Annotated in this window: 14 protein-coding genes; 4 read left to right on the top strand and 10 right to left on the bottom strand. The window is 64.6% G+C overall.

Features of this window, described 5'->3' with window-relative positions; all coding sequences use genetic code 11:
* Positions 1–28: 28 nt before the first annotated feature.
* The 3 genes from M8J71_RS18460 to M8J71_RS18450 all read left to right on the top strand — a co-directional run bounded on the left by M8J71_RS18460 (position 29) and on the right by M8J71_RS18450 (position 2,021).
* Entirely contained in the window at positions 29–949 is a 921-nt protein-coding gene (locus M8J71_RS18460; protein WP_256249259.1) for an A/G-specific adenine glycosylase, read from the top strand.
* 72 nt (positions 950–1,021) lie between these two features.
* A complete protein-coding gene (locus M8J71_RS18455; protein WP_256249258.1) occupies positions 1,022–1,453 on the top strand; it encodes a DUF3592 domain-containing protein in 432 nt (143 codons plus the stop codon).
* 76 nt (positions 1,454–1,529) lie between these two features.
* The gene (locus M8J71_RS18450) at positions 1,530–2,021 is read left to right on the top strand and encodes a hypothetical protein (RefSeq protein WP_256249257.1); all 492 of its coding nucleotides are present in this window, start codon (positions 1,530–1,532) and stop codon (positions 2,019–2,021) included.
* Positions 2,022–2,023: 2 nt separating this feature from the next.
* Here the strand turns inward: M8J71_RS18450 and M8J71_RS18445 are convergent, their stop codons facing one another.
* The 5 genes from M8J71_RS18445 to M8J71_RS18425 all read right to left on the bottom strand — a co-directional run bounded on the left by M8J71_RS18445 (position 2,024) and on the right by M8J71_RS18425 (position 5,505).
* Positions 2,024–2,200, bottom strand: coding sequence for a hypothetical protein (locus M8J71_RS18445; protein ID WP_256249256.1), 177 nt, complete (start codon positions 2,198–2,200; stop codon positions 2,024–2,026).
* A gap of 78 nt (positions 2,201–2,278) precedes the next feature.
* Positions 2,279–2,974, bottom strand: a complete 696-nt coding sequence (gene dhaM / locus M8J71_RS18440; protein ID WP_256249255.1) for a dihydroxyacetone kinase phosphoryl donor subunit DhaM — start codon at positions 2,972–2,974, stop codon at positions 2,279–2,281.
* Entirely contained in the window at positions 2,971–3,603 is a 633-nt protein-coding gene (dhaL, locus tag M8J71_RS18435) for a dihydroxyacetone kinase subunit DhaL (RefSeq protein WP_256249254.1), read from the bottom strand. Before dhaL ends, dhaM begins: the two co-directional genes overlap by 4 nt.
* 2 nt (positions 3,604–3,605) lie before the next feature.
* Positions 3,606–4,607 (bottom strand): dihydroxyacetone kinase subunit DhaK, encoded by a 1,002-nt coding sequence (gene dhaK, locus M8J71_RS18430; protein ID WP_256249253.1) that lies wholly within the window; start codon positions 4,605–4,607, stop codon positions 3,606–3,608.
* 388 nt (positions 4,608–4,995) lie between these two features.
* Positions 4,996–5,505, bottom strand: a complete 510-nt coding sequence (locus M8J71_RS18425) for an amino-acid N-acetyltransferase (protein WP_256249252.1) — start codon at positions 5,503–5,505, stop codon at positions 4,996–4,998.
* Positions 5,506–5,960: 455 nt separating this feature from the next.
* Between M8J71_RS18425 and M8J71_RS18420 the strand changes: the two genes are divergently transcribed.
* Complete coding sequence (locus tag M8J71_RS18420; RefSeq protein WP_256249251.1) at positions 5,961–7,418, top strand: amino acid permease; 1,458 nt, start codon at positions 5,961–5,963, stop codon at positions 7,416–7,418.
* Positions 7,419–7,697: 279 nt separating this feature from the next.
* Here the strand turns inward: M8J71_RS18420 and M8J71_RS18415 are convergent, their stop codons facing one another.
* From M8J71_RS18415 to lysS, 5 genes are all read right to left on the bottom strand, one after another.
* Positions 7,698–9,821: a S9 family peptidase gene (locus tag M8J71_RS18415; protein ID WP_256249249.1), complete on the bottom strand. Its 2,124-nt coding sequence runs from the start codon at positions 9,819–9,821 to the stop codon at positions 7,698–7,700.
* 385 nt (positions 9,822–10,206) lie between these two features.
* Positions 10,207–12,699, bottom strand: coding sequence for an ATP-dependent Clp protease ATP-binding subunit (locus tag M8J71_RS18410; protein WP_163161328.1), 2,493 nt, complete (start codon positions 12,697–12,699; stop codon positions 10,207–10,209).
* 341 nt (positions 12,700–13,040) lie between these two features.
* Positions 13,041–13,379 (bottom strand): histone-like nucleoid-structuring protein Lsr2, encoded by a 339-nt coding sequence (locus M8J71_RS18405; RefSeq protein WP_163161326.1) that lies wholly within the window; start codon positions 13,377–13,379, stop codon positions 13,041–13,043.
* Between the two features lie 133 nt (positions 13,380–13,512).
* Positions 13,513–13,692 (bottom strand): hypothetical protein, encoded by a 180-nt coding sequence (locus M8J71_RS18400; protein ID WP_256249248.1) that lies wholly within the window; start codon positions 13,690–13,692, stop codon positions 13,513–13,515.
* Positions 13,693–13,694: 2 nt separating this feature from the next.
* The gene (gene lysS, locus M8J71_RS18395; RefSeq protein ID WP_163161322.1) at positions 13,695–15,233 is read right to left on the bottom strand and encodes a lysine--tRNA ligase; all 1,539 of its coding nucleotides are present in this window, start codon (positions 15,231–15,233) and stop codon (positions 13,695–13,697) included.
* Positions 15,234–15,300 lie beyond the last annotated feature (67 nt).

Below are 15,300 nucleotides of genomic sequence, written 5' to 3'. Positions count from 1 at the left end.
CCTCTTTCCCGCCGGGGCGGAACTGCAGATGCTGCACGGCCGGATCAACGGCTGGTTCGCGGAAATTGCCCGGGACCTTCCTTGGCGGAAGCCCGACTGTTCACCCTGGGGCGTACTGGTCAGCGAAATCATGCTGCAGCAAACCCCTGTGGTCCGGGTGCTGCCCGTCTGGCTGGAGTGGCTGAAGCGCTGGCCCACACCGGCGGGCCTCGCGGGCGAACCTGCGGGAGAGGCAGTGCGCTCCTGGGGCCGGCTGGGCTACCCGCGCCGCGCGCTGCGGCTGCACGCAGCAGCAGCCGCCATCGTCCAGGACCACGGCGGCAAGGTTCCGGACAACTACGCCGAACTGCTGGCACTGCCCGGCGTGGGCAGTTATACGGCGGCGGCGGTGGCCGCCTTCGCCTACGGACGCCGCGAAACAGTAGTGGACACCAACATCAGGCGGGTCCACGCCAGGCTTGTTACCGGGGCAGCACTTCCCGCCCCGGCGCTGACCGCCGCGGAAATGCGGCTCGCCGCCCGGCTCCTGCCGGACGACGACGACACATCCGTCCGCTGGAACGCTGCGGTGATGGAGCTGGGGGCGCTGATCTGCACAGCCCGCGCACCCAAGTGCGGCGACTGCCCCGTCAGGGGCTCCTGCGCGTGGCGGGCAGCCGGCGAGCCGCCGCCGTCGTACGTCCCCAAGGGCCAGGCCTGGCACGGCACCGACCGCCAGGTCCGCGGAGCCGTGATAGCCGTGCTGCGCGAGGCCGAGGCGCCGGTGCCGCCGGAAATGTTCCAGCGGGAGCCGGCCGACCTGGGCTTCGCGCCGGCAGGGATCGGCGTACCGCTGGGCGCCCTGCACCGGTTGAATTCTGCTCCTGAACAGCTGGAACGGGCCCTCGCTGGCCTGCTCGCAGACGGCCTCGCGGAGCTGCACGGCGGCGGGTACCGGCTTCCCGCCTGAGCACCCGTCCGGACAGCGGCGCCGGGGCTGGTGCGCGGAATGGCATACTGGTGACCGGAACCGGGGGAAACCGTGAGAATCATTCTGTACATTATCTGGGCCCTGTTTGTTGTGGCCGCGCTCGTCGCCCTCGTCCAGGCCATCCGCAAAACCAGGCGCCGGGACCAGCTGACGGCAGCGTGGCCGAAGGTTCAGGCAACCGTCACCGGCAGCATCGCGGGGTGGACCAACGGCGGCGGCGGATCCAGCCGCAGCCGGCGCTTCTTCCCCACTTACCAGTTCACCGATCCGCACGGCACCCTGTTCGCGGGTGAATCCGAAGTAGCCTTCGCCGGCAAGCCGGTGCCTGGGTCCTTGATTGAGGTGGCTTACAACCCCGCCAACCCCAACGAGTCACTCCAGGTCTCCTCCGCCCCCAGGACAACGGTGGGCTGCTTGATCCCGTTCTTCGCGGTGTTCGCCATCGCGCTGTTCTGGTTTATCGGCGTGTTCCCGCTGCCCTGAGCGCGGCAGCATAACGATGTCTGCATCACTTCACCGCTGACGGCGTGGAGGCAGCGGCCCGGCCGTACCCTGAAGTATGGGCAAGCCCGGGCTGCTTTTTGCGTTGATGACGACGGCGGGACTCGCCTCTGCGTGCGGCCCCGGCCCCGGCGCGGCCCCGTGCCCGGCCATCGCACAGGCCACCGCCGTGTCCGTCACGGTTTCAGCCAGCTACGCGCCCCAGGTGGCGGCACTGCACATCAAGGCCTGCCAGGACGGCGAGTGCATCGAAGGTGACGTGGAACTCCACCCGGGCAGCGCGTCGATCGACCAAGGCTGCACACCGGAAGGCGTGTGCTCCGCCACCGCCTCCCCCGACGGAACGAAATTCGCCAACCTGTTCCTGCAAACCCTCACCGAATCGCCCATGTCAGTAACCGCATCGGCAACGGCCCCGGACGGATCACCCCTGCCAGCGCAGACCCTGGACTTCCGCCCCCGGGGCGACTATCCGTTCGGCGAGCAGTGCGGCAGGTTTATCACCGCCTCGGTGCTGCTCGACGCCGCTGGCCTGCATGAGCAGCCCTGAGGCTAGAACAGCGCCGGTTGGGTGAAACGTTCATCCGTTGCAGTCTCGTCCGGGCCTCCCGCGGCCTCTGGCTCAGCCCGCCACTCGAAACCCAGCTCCGCGAGGAGTTCCTCAACGGACAGCTGCCCCTCCAGCACTTCAATATCCGGGGAGTTGTCTTCAAGGTGGAGCCGTTCCATGGCATCGAGCATATTCGCAGGAACCCGCTGCGGCGTTGGGAACACACCGCCCGCTCTTCATTCGGATTGTTCAGGCAGCTACGGTTCGCCGAAGCCTGCCTGCACCAGCCCGCCCACGTAGTTCACCGCCCGCTCCGCGTCCGCTCCCCACGCTTCCACGTGCAGCACGGACCCCCTGCCGGCCGCCAGCGTCATAAGCGCCGTCATGGAGGCGCCGTCAACCCCGTTGACCTGCACCTCGGCATCCAGCGACGACAGGCCGCCGGCGATCTTTGCGGCGGGACGTGCATGCATACCGGCCTGGTTGACGAGCTCAAAGTCACCCGTGTAATCGGGACCGGAACCGGTGACAGAGCCTTCCCCGACCTCCTGCAGCGCGGGACTTTCGGGCTGCCGGGCAGGGCCGCGCACAGCTTCCGCCGCGCGTTTCACCGCCTGCACATCCCCGCCGCCCTGTGCAGCCACGGCTGCGGCCACGAGCCCCTCCACCAATGGTGCGTCCGCCAGCAGCATCTCCGCGGCGTCCTCGGCGAATTCCAGTGCGGATTCGGCAGTCATCACGGCAGAACCAAGATCAGTCAGGATTACCGCTCCGTCACCGGCGGCCACCTTGTCCAGCGCCGCCAGCACCTTCTCCAAGCTGGTTCCGATCCTGCCGTCCATGGTGCCGCCCGCTGCCAGGAGCACGACGTCCGGCGCCATCTGTGCGGCAAGCTCCACGGCGCCGTCGGCTATCTTTTCACTGTGGGAGACCACCACGATGCTGACCGTCACGCAGCTGCCTTCACGGCCGCCCGAAGAATCAGCGCACTGGAAGCGGCGCCGGGATCCCGGTGCCCGGCACTTCGCTCCCCCAGATAGCTTGCGCGTCCCTTCCGCGCTACCAGCGGATCGGTAGCCACGGCCCCGGCTTCGGCAGCCTCTGCCGCGGCCACCAGAACGGTCAAGGCATCCGGGCTGCTGTCTGCCGCAGCCATACTTGCTGCCTCTGCCGCCGGCGTCCAGGCATCCACCATGGTTTTGTCCCCTGGCTCCGCTTTTCCACGGGCCACTATCCCGTCCCGTGCCGCAGCCAAGGCACCGGCCCACGCTGCAGGAGCAATTTCCGCAGAGTCCCCGAGGGAAGTTGCCGCGCGCAGGAACGCGGTTCCGTAGAGCGGACCGGCGGCGCCGCCCACTTTGGACATCAGTGTCATTGCCGTCAGCTTCAGCGCAGCGCCTGGGGTTTCCGGCGGGGATTCGGACAGCTTGTCCAGGACAGCCTGGAATCCGCGGTCCATGTTTTCGCCGTGATCAGAATCCCCGATGGCCCGGTCCAGCTCGATCAGCTCAACCCTGTGCTCCGCCATCGCCTGCGCGCAGAGGGTCAGCCACTTTACGGTCCAGTTCACGTCCAAAACCACAACTACACGCCCCAGCGCAGTGCCGCCGTGTGGACCGGAGCGTCCCACAGTTCGGTCAGTTCGTCGTCCAGCCGCAGCACGGAGATGGAGCAGCCCTGCATCTCGAGGGCTGTAATGTAGTTCCCCACCAGGGACCGCTCGACGGCGGCTCCCCTGTCCGCGAGCACCTGCGCGGCCCGCCGGTAGACAATGTACAACTCGCTCAAGGGAGTGCCACCCATCCCGTTCACGAACAGCAGCACCCGGTCCCCGGAACTGATTCCCAGGTCGGCCAGCACCGGCGCCAACAGGCGGTCGGTAATGCCGTCAGCGTTTTCCATCGGAATACGGTGCCTGCCCGGCTCGCCATGGATCCCGATGCCGATCTCGATTTCATCCTCGGCCAGGTCGAAGCTGGGCGAGCCCGCATGGGGTACCGTGCAGGCGCTCAGCGCGACGCCCATGGTGCGGACGTTGCTGTTGACCCGTTCGCCGATGGCGGCCACCACGTCCAGTCCATCCCCACGCTCAGCGGCAGCTCCGGCAATCTTTTCCACCAGCACCGTCCCCCCGACGCCGCGCCGGCCCGCGGTGTACAGCGAATCCTCAACGGCAACATCATCGTTGACCAGGACCGTGCGGACGTTGACGCCTTCCGCTTCGGCGAGTTCTGCCGCCGTTTCGAAGTTCAGGACGTCACCGGTGTAGTTCTTGACGATATGCACGACGCCGGCGCCCGAGTTCACGGCGAGCGTTGCGGGAAGGATCTGGTCCGGCGTAGGTGAGGTGAACACCGCCCCCGGCACGGCGGCGTCGAGCATTCCCCGCCCCACAAAGCCGGCGTGGAGCGGCTCATGGCCGCTGCCGCCGCCCGAGACGAGGCCTACTTTCCCACTGACAGGCGCGTCCTTGCGCGTGATGAAGGTGGGATCTGCGCTGACGGTGACGAGGTCTGCGTGTGCCTGGCCGAAGCCCTGCACAGATTCGTCAACTACCGCCTTCGGATCGTTGATGAGCTTTTTCATGGGGTACTCCTGGTCTGCTTCCTGGAGGGTGACATTCCCGACCCTACTACCGGGCAGCGCGCCGGCGGTAGGGCTCGCGTCCTGCCGGATACAGAAAAGGGACAGCCCCCAATGACTGTCCCTTTCCCTGGGCCCCCCATCCCGGCCAGAGCCAGTTTATCCATCAATTCGAGTAAAAGGAAGTGCTGGTCAGGCCCTTTCAGGACTACCTGAACTGTTGTTGTGGCCGCGTCAAGCCCATGCCATCCCGCAGCCGGAAGCCAACCTGGCCGCAGCACGACGTCGCCGGGAAATGCAGCGCGAAAAGAGGATGGGAAGAGCCAACAGTCATTCATTGCGCCGCCCACCAGGACGGGTGCCCCGCAGCCCTCGCTAAAAAGGATTTGGGTCAGAGAAACTTGATCATGCGGGTGTTTCCGAGCGTGTTGGGTTTCACCCTCGCGAGGTCCAGGAACTCGGCCACACCTTCGTCATGGGAGCGGAGCAGTTCTGAATACACCACGGGATCCACGGCCGACTGGTCTGCCATCACTTCGAAGCCGTGACGCTTGAAGAAGTCCACCTCGAAGGTAAGGCAGAACACGCGGGCAACGCCCAGGGCACGCGCCTCCTCAAGCAGGCTCTCCACCAGCACGTGCCCTACGCCTTTCCCCCGCCAATCCTCGGAAGCAGCCAGTGTCCGAACCTCCGCAAGGTCTTCCCACATCACATGGAGTGCCCCGCAGCCAATAACTTCGCCGCCCGAGGACTCGGCGATCCGGAACTCCTGCAGGCTCTCGTAGTAGGCCACCGTCTCCTTGGCCATCAGGATCCGTTGCTCTGCCAGCGGCGCCACCAGTTTCTTGATGGCGGAAACATCGCCGGTGCGCGCAGGACGGATATGGAAGGAGTCAGTCACAGGGCAATCCTAGTTCGACCGAGCCGACCACCGGCCAACCGAACGCCTGCTTCAGCCTGCTTGTAAGGGACAAGCCGGTGCCGCCAGCCAGGCATTTGCCGGCGCCTGCTCGTTCCTCGCCTTGACCGCGCCTACACAAATGCCTGCCTGCCAGCACCTTGTGCGGCTCAGGCGAGGGTGCCGGGGTCATTTGTGTAGCTTGCGTCAAAGCGACAAAGGAGCAGCAAGCGGCAAATGGCGCCGGCGCCGGAGCGGACATGACCAGCAGTCGTGATTTGTCATGAGCTGGTTGAGTTGAAGCTTTGCTTATGCTCGGGAGCTGGATTTGGCTGTGACTGCGCAGGGATCTGAGATGTGCCGCGGTTGCGTTTGCGCAGGTGGACGCCGACCAAGCAGTGTTTCGGATGTTACCCCCGTCACGCCAATGGGCAACGGCGCCCAACCCCGGAGGAAAAATGGCCATAGGCTCCCCCACGCTCACCGAGAAATCCTATGAGCAGAACGAGACACGCGGCCTTCGAAGGTCCATGGAAGCCCGACACCTGGTGATGATCGCGATGGGAGGGGTCATCGGATCAGGCCTGTTCCTCAGCTCGGGTTACACCATTGCGCAGGCAGGGCCACTGGGCGCAATCATCGCCTACCTCATCGGCGCTGCAGTGGTCTACATGGTGATGGCCTGCCTGGGTGAACTGGCTGTTGCCTATCCGGTTTCCGGCGCCTTCCACATCTACGCCGCGAGGTCGATTGGTCCTGCCACAGGTTTTGCAACAGCATGGCTTTACTGGCTCTGCTGGGCAGTTGCCCTGGGCTCGGAGTTTACGGCCGCGGGCCTTTTGATGCAGCGGTGGTTTCCCGAGGTAGACGTTTGGATCTGGTGCCTTGTTTTTGCGTCCATCCTGTTCGCACTAAATGCGATCTCCTCGCGGGTCTTTGGTGAATCGGAGTTTTGGTTTGCGCTGATAAAGGTCGCTGCCGTGATCGGGCTGATTGTCCTGGGCGGCGCAGCCCTGTTCGGCTTTCATCCTCTTGCTGAAAACGGCTACCCGTTCCTGGGCGAGAACCTCAATACGCCACAGGGCTTGTTCCCCAATGGAATTACCGGGGTGCTCATCACCACGCTTGCTGTTTTTTACGCTTTCTCCGGTTCTGAACTCATTGGGGTAGCTGCCGGTGAAACTGCCAACCCTGCAGTCAATATTCCGAAGGCGATGCGGACTACCGTTATTCGCCTTCTGATTTTCTTCGTTGGCGCCATTACGGTGATTGCCTGCACCGTTCCCTATGAGGAAACCTCCGTGGAGGCAAGCCCCTTTGTCACCGTCTTCTCGCAGTTGGGCATTCCCTATGCCGCCGACGTTATGAATTTCGTCATCATCACCGCCCTTTTGTCGGCCGGAAACTGTGGCCTGTTCTCCTGCGCCCGCATGCTTTTCTCGCTGGCGGACGAGGGACACGCCCCGAAGGCACTCGGGAAGCTGACCAAACGGGGAATTCCGCTCCTCGCCCTCTGCGTCAGCATGCTGGGCGGACTGGCCTCCCTCATCAGCAGCGTGGTGGCCCCCACCACCGTCTACCTGGTGCTGGTGTCCATCGCCGGGTTTGCCACGGTGGGAGTGTGGATGTCCATCACGGCATCCCACTTCTTCCACCGCCGTGCTTTCCTGCGGTCAGGAGGCCGCACCGCAGACCTGGCATACAAAGCACCACTGTTTCCGCTGCTGCCCATCGCGGCATTCATCCTGTGCCTGATCTCCCTGATAGGCATCGGCTTCGACCCCACCCAGGCCACGGCCCTCTACTTCGGAATCCCCTTCGTAGGTGCCTGCTACGCCTACTTCCACTACAAGTACGGCCGCCACCAAAAAGGCGAGCCGAACGAGCAGGAACAGGAAACAGTGGACGCGCCTTAGCCCGAAATAAGAGTAGGGCACGGACCGCCGGGAAGGCTTGGATACGTAGAGCGCAGAAGGCGGCTCCATGCCCGAGGCGGCAAGGGAGGGGCGCGTATCTAGCGTCGTGCCTAGGTGACCGCCCGCACGAGGTGAAGGAGGTTGGGACATTTATGTAGCGTGCGTCAAAGCGACGAAGGAGCAGCACGCGGGAAATGTCCCAGCCTCCGAACCGGAGGTGCTTGGGGCCACGGCCTCCGAGCGAGAGGCGTGAAGAGCGCCAAACCGAGTCCGAGGTGACTAGAGTCCCAGATCAGCAGGCAAGGGCACATCCTGGTCCAGGACATTGCGGGCCAGGAAGTGCTCCACGACGCCGTACCAGACCTTGGCGTGCTGCGGCTGCAGGACCCAGTGGTTCTCGTCGGGGAAGTACAGAAACCGGTGCGGGGTCCGGCCGTCCTGGTCCGCCGCGAGCTGCGATTTGGACAGCAGTTCATACCAGAGGCGCAGGCCTTCCCCGATAGGAACGCGGTAGTCCTTGTCACCATGGATCACAAGCATGGGGGTGCTGATCTTTTCCACGTGAAGATGTGGCGAGTTCTCCAGCGCCATCTCTTCAGTCATTTCCTTCAGCCAGTACTGCGAGGCGTCGGTGGTGGGGCCGAACTGGTCCAGCGCCCAGAGGCTCGCATGGGTCACTATCGCCTTGAACCGGTCCGTCTGCCCCGCCACCCAGTTGGCCATGTAGCCGCCGAAGGAACCGCCCATTGCTGCCGTGCGGTCCGCGTCAATATCAGGGCGGCCGACGGCGGCATCAGTCACCGCCATGAGGTCGGTGAACGGGCCTTTGCCCCATTCGCCCCAGCCCCGCTGGATGTAGTTCTGGCCATAGCCGGTGGACAGGGCCGGATCGGGCAGGAGCACCGCGTACCCCTTCGCCGTCAGCAGCCAGGGGTTCCAGCGCCAGGTCCAGGCATTCCAGGACCCCAGCGGTCCACCATGGATCCACAGCAGCATCGGCACCGGGGAGCCCGCAGACGCGCCCTCAGGCAGCGCAAGGTAGGCCGGGACGCGCGAGCCGTCCGCCGCCGTCGCCGCAATCCGTTCCAGCCTGCCGGGGCGGCTGGGCCGTTCCGCCGGTGCCGGCAACCTGGAGGTCTCACCGGTTTGCAGGTCGATGCGGACGGCCTCCGGCGGGAATTCGTAGGAACTGCGCAAGGCGTAGGCGCTGCGCCCCTCAGGCGCAACCACGACGTCGGTGTAGGCAGCCGCGTCCTGGGTCACCCGGGTGACGCTCACTTCAGCGGCAGACGCCGGGACGCTGATCCTGAAAACCGGCGATGCGCCGTCGTCATCCGCGGTGACAAGGAGGGCGGAACCGTCAGGCAGCCATGCTGCCGGCTTGGCCCAGCGGTCCCAATCGTGTGCCAGAGGGGTCAGATGCCCGGTGCCGGATGTTGACGCTTCGGCGACATCAAGGAGGTGCAGCTTTACCTGGGGTGCCTGGTGTGGAGTGGTGTCGCTTTCGCTGACCACCACCAGGGTGTTGCCGTCCGGGCTGACCGGGCCGGGGAAGTAGCTCATGCCGTCACTGTCCAGGATCACTCTGGTGTTTCCGGAGGCAACGTCGATAGCCACCAGGACAGAGCGGCTGTCCGCCTTGGCCAGCGGTTTGGTGTAGCTCGCGTAAATGGTCCGGCCGTCGGGGCTGACAGCAATTTCCGCCTCCCGCAGCCGCGGACCTGCATCCGGTGTGAGGTTCCGGAGGGTCAATGGCACCGAGGCGTCGACAGTGGCCGGTTTGCCGGGGTCCTTCTCTTTTCCGGGCTCGACGGCGAAGATCCGCGGCTGGCCGGGCCCAAGGTCCGCGTCCCAGTAACGCACCGGATACTCGCTGTGCAGGATGGCGGAGACTTTGTTGTCCTTGCGCGACTTCCGCCGCTCGGCGTCGTCGTCCTCGTCCGCCGAGCCCGCCAAAACTTCCGCTATAACGAACGTTGCGTCCGCCGCTGCGGCTGTCCTCACAGCACCGACGCCGCCCGCACGGTTCAGCACCACGCGGGCTTCACCGCCGTCGGCGGGAAGGAGCCACAGGGCATGGACGGGGTCGCCTTCGGGGCTGTCCGGGTCGGGCCGGGCGGAGGTGAAGTAGACGTCGCCGTTGGCTGCGAACGCCGCCCCAGCCTCGCCCTTGGCGCTGCGCGTGATGCGGCGCGCCTGCTTCTGCCCTGCAGGATCGAGCTCCCACAAGGCCGTGCCAAATTCGGTTCCCTTGCCGTTAAGGGTGGCCACGGTGGTAACCAGCCGCCGGCCGTCAGGGCTCATCGCCAGCCCGCTCACCCGCGGGATAGAGAGGTAATGGTCCAGATCATGGAAAGGGGTCAAAGGTTGCTCGTCCGGGATCGCCGGGTTCAGATTAGCCATGCCCCCGATTCAACCCGACTATGGCCCACATCACAAAGACCCGATGGTGACCGGCGCCTGGGTTTCCGCGGCTGGTACGCTCCGGCCCCGGCGCCATTTGCCGCTTGCTGCTCCTCCGTCGCTCTGACGCAAGCTACACAAATGACCCCGGCACCCTCGCTTCGCTTGAGGCGGCCAATGCACGAGGTGCCGGGCATCAGGGATTTATGTAGGCGCCGTCAGAGCGACGAAGGAGCAGGCGCCGGGAAATCTCTGATGGCCGCCAACGAACCCAGCCACGGAAAGGCACCAAGCCCCAGTGAGCCCCGCACGGAAACCCTGAGTAGGAGGGGAAAGCGAAAGGCCCCGCCTGCTCTGGGAGCTGGCGGGGCCTTCGGGTGGTGCTTTAGACGCTCGGGGCGATTTCGGGGATGCGCGGCTTGGCGTTGCCGGCGAACGTGAACTTGGCGTCGTCGCCGTCGCCTTCCACGTCCACTACGACGATGTCGCCGGCGTGGATCTCGCCGAACAGGATCTTCTCGGAGAGCTGGTCCTCGATCTCGCGCTGGATGGTGCGGCGCAGCGGCCGGGCACCCATTGCGGGGTCGTAGCCGCGGGTTGCGAGGAGCACCTTGGCGGCGGGCGTGAGCTCGATGCCCATGTCCTTGTCCTTGAGGCGCTTCTCCAGCCGGGTGACGAAGAGGTCCACGATCTCGATGATCTCGTCCTGGGTGAGCTGCGGGAACACCACAACGTCATCCACACGGTTGAGGAACTCGGGACGGAAGTGCTGCTTGAGCTCTTCAGTGACACGGGCCCGCATGCGGTTGTAGCCGGTTTGCGTGTCGGTGCCGGACTGGAAGCCGGTGGCAACGCTCTTGGAGATGTCCCGGGTACCGAGGTTGGTGGTCATGATGATCACGGTGTTCTTGAAGTCCACCACGCGGCCCTGAGAGTCGGTCAGGCGGCCGTCTTCCAGGATCTGCAGGAGCGAGTTGAAGAGGTCCGCGTGGGCCTTTTCCACTTCGTCGAACAGCACCACGGAGAACGGACGACGCCGGACCTTCTCGGTCAGCTGGCCGCCCTCCTCGTAGCCCACGTAGCCCGGAGGGGCACCGAAGAGCCGCGAGACGGTGTGCTTCTCGGAGTACTCGGACATGTCCAGGGTGATGAGGGCGTCCTCTTCACCGAACAGGAACTCCGCGAGTGCCTTGGCGAGCTCGGTCTTGCCGACGCCGGTGGGGCCGGCGAAGATGAACGAACCGCCCGGGCGCTTGGGGTCCTTGAGCCCTGCACGGGTCCGGCGGATAGCCTGGGACAGCGCCTTGATGGCTTCGTTCTGGCCCACCACACGCTTGTGCAGTTCGTCTTCCATCTTCAGCAGCCGCGAGGACTCTTCCTCGGTCAGCTTGAACACGGGGATGCCGGTGGAGTTGGCCAGCACCTCGGCGATGAGATCCTCATCAACCTCGGAGATGTCATCCATGCCGCCGGACTTCCAGTGGCGTTCCTTCTCCGCGCGCTCGGTGATCATCTTCTGCTCCTTGTCACGGAGCGAAGCTGCACCTTCGAAGTCCTGCGCGTCAATCGCGGACTCCTTTTCCATCTTCAGCTTGGCGATGCGCTCGTCCATGGCCTTGAGCTCCGGCGGAGCGGTCATGCGGCGGATACGCAGCCGTGCGCCGGCCTCGTCAATCAGGTCGATCGCCTTGTCCGGCAGGAAGCGGTCCGAGATGTAGCGCTCGGCGAGGCTGGCGGCGGACGCCAGGGCGCCGTCGGTAATGGTGACACGGTGGTGCGCTTCGTAGCGGTCACGCAGGCCCTTGAGTATCTCGATGGCATGCGCCACAGAGGGTTCCTTGACCTGGATGGGCTGGAAGCGGCGCTCGAGGGCGGCATCCTTCTCGATGTGCTTGCGGTACTCGTCCAGCGTGGTGGCACCGATGGTCTGCAGTTCACCGCGGGCCAGCATGGGCTTCAGGATGGACGCAGCATCGATGGCACCTTCGGCGGCACCGGCACCCACGAGGGTGTGAATCTCGTCGATGAAGAGGATGATGTCGCCGCGGGTGCGGATTTCCTTGAGGACCTTCTTCAGGCGCTCTTCGAAGTCACCGCGGTAACGGGAGCCTGCCACCAGGGAACCGAGGTCCAGGGTGTAGAGCTGCTTGTCCCGAATGGTCTCCGGGACGTCGCCGCGGACAATCGCCTGGGCCAGGCCCTCGACGACGGCCGTCTTACCGACGCCCGGCTCACCGATCAGCACAGGGTTGTTCTTGGTGCGGCGGGAGAGGACCTGCATGACGCGTTCCATCTCCTGCTCGCGTCCGATGACCGGGTCCAGCTTGTTCTCGCGGGCAGCCTGGGTCAGGTTGCGGCCGAACTGGTCCAGGACAACAGAGCCGGCCGGGGCACCTTCAGGCTGGCCCGAGCCGACGCCGGCGCCGGTGGTTTCCTTGCCCTGGTAGCCCGAAAGGAGCTGGATGACCTGCTGGCGGACCCGGTTGAGGTCGGCGCCGAGCTTGACCAGCACCTGGGCGGCAACGCCCTCACCCTCGCGGATGAGGCCCAGCAGGATGTGCTCCGTGCCGATGTAGTTGTGGCCCAGCTGGAGGGCTTCGCGCAGCGAGAGCTCCAGCACCTTCTTGGCACGGGGGGTGAAGGGGATATGCCCGGACGGCGCCTGCTGGCCCTGCCCGATGATCTCCTGCACCTGCTCGCGAACGCCGTCGAGCGAAATGCTCAAGGACTCAAGAGCTTTGGCGGCAACGCCCTCACCCTCATGGATCAGACCCAAGAGGATGTGTTCGGTACCGATGTAATTGTGGTTCAGCATGCGTGCCTCTTCTTGGGCAAGCACAACTACGCGACGGGCACGGTCCGTAAATCGCTCAAACATTTCGCCACACTCCTAGCTACGACGTACTTTGATGCTACGTGGCTGACCCAGACTTGTGGAGCGTGTTCGCCACGGGGGAAACCGCGCCGGGAACGGGAATACCGGTCGACGCCGCTTTGCAGCACTGGCGGCACCTTCAGGAAGCACGTAAAGAGCCCCTCCAGCGGCCGGATTCGTAGCAGCCACAGGCTTACTCCGGCGCCCTCCACCAGGGCCCCGGCCCCAGGCGTCCCTGTCCTGCGGGAGAAATTCCTGCAGAGCCCCGCATTTCAGGTCTGGAAACGGCAAAAGCCCTGCCTCCCGAACCGGGATGCAGGGCTTTTTGCGGACTGGCACCGTAACTAGGAATTGGCCTTTTGGTAGGCTTCCTGGATTTCGGCCTGAATTCGGCCGCGGCTGTTAACGGTATAGCCGTTTTCCCGCGCCCATTGGCGAATCTGCGCTGAATCGTGACTGCGGCCTCCACCGGAGGCTTTGGTCCGGGCAGCCCGGCCGCCGCTGCTGCCGGAAGCCTTACGTGCAGCGCCAATAAACCGTTCCAGTGAGGAGCGGAGTTCAGCGGCATTGGCCGCCGATAGATCAATCTCGTAGTTGACCCCGTCAAGGCCGAACTTAACATTCTCGTCTGCGGATCCCCCATCCAAATCATCAACGAGGATGATGTTTACTTTCTGTGCCATTTAAAGTCTTCCTCTTGGAAAGGGTTCGGTTTTCAGAAAAGCTGGATGTTTCCCTAAAAGTATGACTCTTTTTATGGCAACGCGTCAAAGCGGCAAATGGTTCCTGGGGATAAAAGGGGGAAAGCTGAGGGGTTTATCTATTCGTTTCCGGATCCGGCCGGTCTGCCGGTGATGCAGCGCGTGCTTCGGCTTCCGCCTGGGCCTGTGCCTCTGCCTGCCGTTCGGATTTGTCCGCATTAAAAATTGACTTCATGGCGAACCAGAAGATCAGGCCCACCACCAGCGAAGGCAGGAGTACAGCTACGTATTCCATGATTAGTGCCCTTCAGGCTTGAGCAGCGGGAAGAGGATGGTTTCGCGGATGCCGGCACCGGTGAACAGCATCACCAGGCGGTCGATTCCCAGGCCGATACCGCCCATCGGCGGCGCCCCGTACTCCAGGGCGCGCAGGAAGTCTTCGTCCAGCTGCATGGCCTCATCGTCACCGGCGGCTGCATGGCGCGACTGCTCGGTGAGCCGCTCCCGCTGGATGACCGGGTCGATGAGCTCGGAGAAGGCGGTGCCGCGCTCCATGCCACCAATAATCAGGTCCCAGGCCTCGATCAGCCGGCCGTCCTCCCGGTGCGGGCGGGCCAGCGGCTGGGCCGAGGGCGGGTAGTCGTACACGAAGGTGGGGTTCAGCAGGGTGGGCTCCACGATTTCGCCAAACAGTTCCACGGCCAGCTTCTCGGCGTCCCACTTGGGGTCAACCTTGACTTCGTGCTTTTCGGCGATTTCGCGCAATACCTCCAGCGAAGTATCCGGCGTGACTTCCTGGCCAACGGCGTCGGACAGGCCCGGGTAGACGGAAACCCAAGCCCAGTCGCCGTCGAGGTTGATTTCCCCTGCTTCGGTCTGGAGGACACGGCCGGCACCCACGGCGTCGGCGGCGTCGAGGATGATCTCCTTGATGCGCTGCGCCATAACGAACTGGTCCGCCCACGCCTCGTAGCACTCAAGGGTGGTGAATTCCGGGCTGTGGGTTGAGTCCACGCCCTCGTTACGGAACACGCGGCCCATGTCATAGACCCGGTCGATGCCACCCACCACGGCGCGCTTGAGGTACAGCTCGGTGGCGATGCGCAGGGTCATCTTCTGGTCGAAGGCGTTCATGTGCGTCTCGAACGGCCGTGCCAGGGCGCCGCCGTGAACCAGGTTCAGGATGGGCGTTTCGACTTCCACGTAGTTGTGGCGGAAGAGCGTCTCGCGGATTGAGCGTGTAATGGCGGCGCGGGTGTACACCATTTCACGGGCTTCGTCGCGGACCATCAGGTCCACGTAGCGCTGGCGGACGCGCGTTTCCTCGTTCAGCTCCGCGTGGAGTACAGGCAGCGGGCGGAGCGCCTTGGAGGCCATGGACCAGGACTCGGCCATAACAGAGAGCTCGCCGCGGCGGGAGGAGATGACCTCGCCCTTAATGAACACGTGGTCGCCGAGGTCAACCAGCGCCTTCCAGTCGGCGAGCGCTTCCTCGCCCACGTTGGCAAGGCTGAGCATGGCCTGCAGGCGCGTGCCCTTGCCGTCGGTACCGCCCTCCTGGAGGGTTGCGAAGCACAGCTTTCCGGTGTTGCGCACGAAGACCACGCGGCCGGTGACGCCGACCACGTCGCCGGTGGTGTCGTCCGCCTCGAGGTGGGCGTACTTTTCACGGATCTCGGAAAGCGAATGCGTCCGCTCCACACCCACCGGGTACGCCTCGGCGCCGCGCTCGATCAGTTTGGCGCGCTTCTCCATGCGGATCCGCATCTGCTCGCTGGCATCGAGCGGCTCAGGGGAGTTCTTGGGCGAGGGGGTGTTTTGGGAAGTCACAATCATCAAGTTTACCGGGAGTTGGGCTGGCCCGGCTTCGCTGGCGGCAGCGGGCTCCCGCCTAGGATGGGGT

Source organism: Pseudarthrobacter sp. R1 (assembly GCF_024494415.1).
Taxonomy (GTDB): Bacteria; Actinomycetota; Actinomycetes; order Actinomycetales; family Micrococcaceae; genus Arthrobacter.
This window is presented reverse-complemented; position numbering and strand designations above follow the sequence as displayed.

Excerpts from the sequence above, each read along its gene's own strand:
- M8J71_RS18445 (WP_256249256.1), bottom strand. The coding sequence starts at position 2,200 with ATGGAACGGCTCCACCTTGAAGACAACTCCCCGGATATTGAAGTGCTG.
- lysS (WP_163161322.1), bottom strand. The coding sequence starts at position 15,233 with ATGATTGTGACTTCCCAAAACACCCCCTCGCCCAAGAACTCCCCTGAG.
- M8J71_RS18410 (WP_163161328.1), bottom strand. The coding sequence starts at position 12,699 with ATGTTTGAGCGATTTACGGACCGTGCCCGTCGCGTAGTTGTGCTTGCC.
- dhaK (WP_256249253.1), bottom strand. The coding sequence starts at position 4,607 with ATGAAAAAGCTCATCAACGATCCGAAGGCGGTAGTTGACGAATCTGTG.
- M8J71_RS18405 (WP_163161326.1), bottom strand. The coding sequence starts at position 13,379 with ATGGCACAGAAAGTAAACATCATCCTCGTTGATGATTTGGATGGGGGA.
- M8J71_RS18460 (WP_256249259.1), top strand. The coding sequence starts at position 29 with ATGCTGCACGGCCGGATCAACGGCTGGTTCGCGGAAATTGCCCGGGAC.
- M8J71_RS18415 (WP_256249249.1), bottom strand. The coding sequence starts at position 9,821 with ATGGCTAATCTGAACCCGGCGATCCCGGACGAGCAACCTTTGACCCCT.
- M8J71_RS18420 (WP_256249251.1), top strand. The coding sequence starts at position 5,961 with ATGGCCATAGGCTCCCCCACGCTCACCGAGAAATCCTATGAGCAGAAC.
- M8J71_RS18400 (WP_256249248.1), bottom strand. The coding sequence starts at position 13,692 with ATGGAATACGTAGCTGTACTCCTGCCTTCGCTGGTGGTGGGCCTGATC.
- M8J71_RS18450 (WP_256249257.1), top strand. The coding sequence starts at position 1,530 with ATGGGCAAGCCCGGGCTGCTTTTTGCGTTGATGACGACGGCGGGACTC.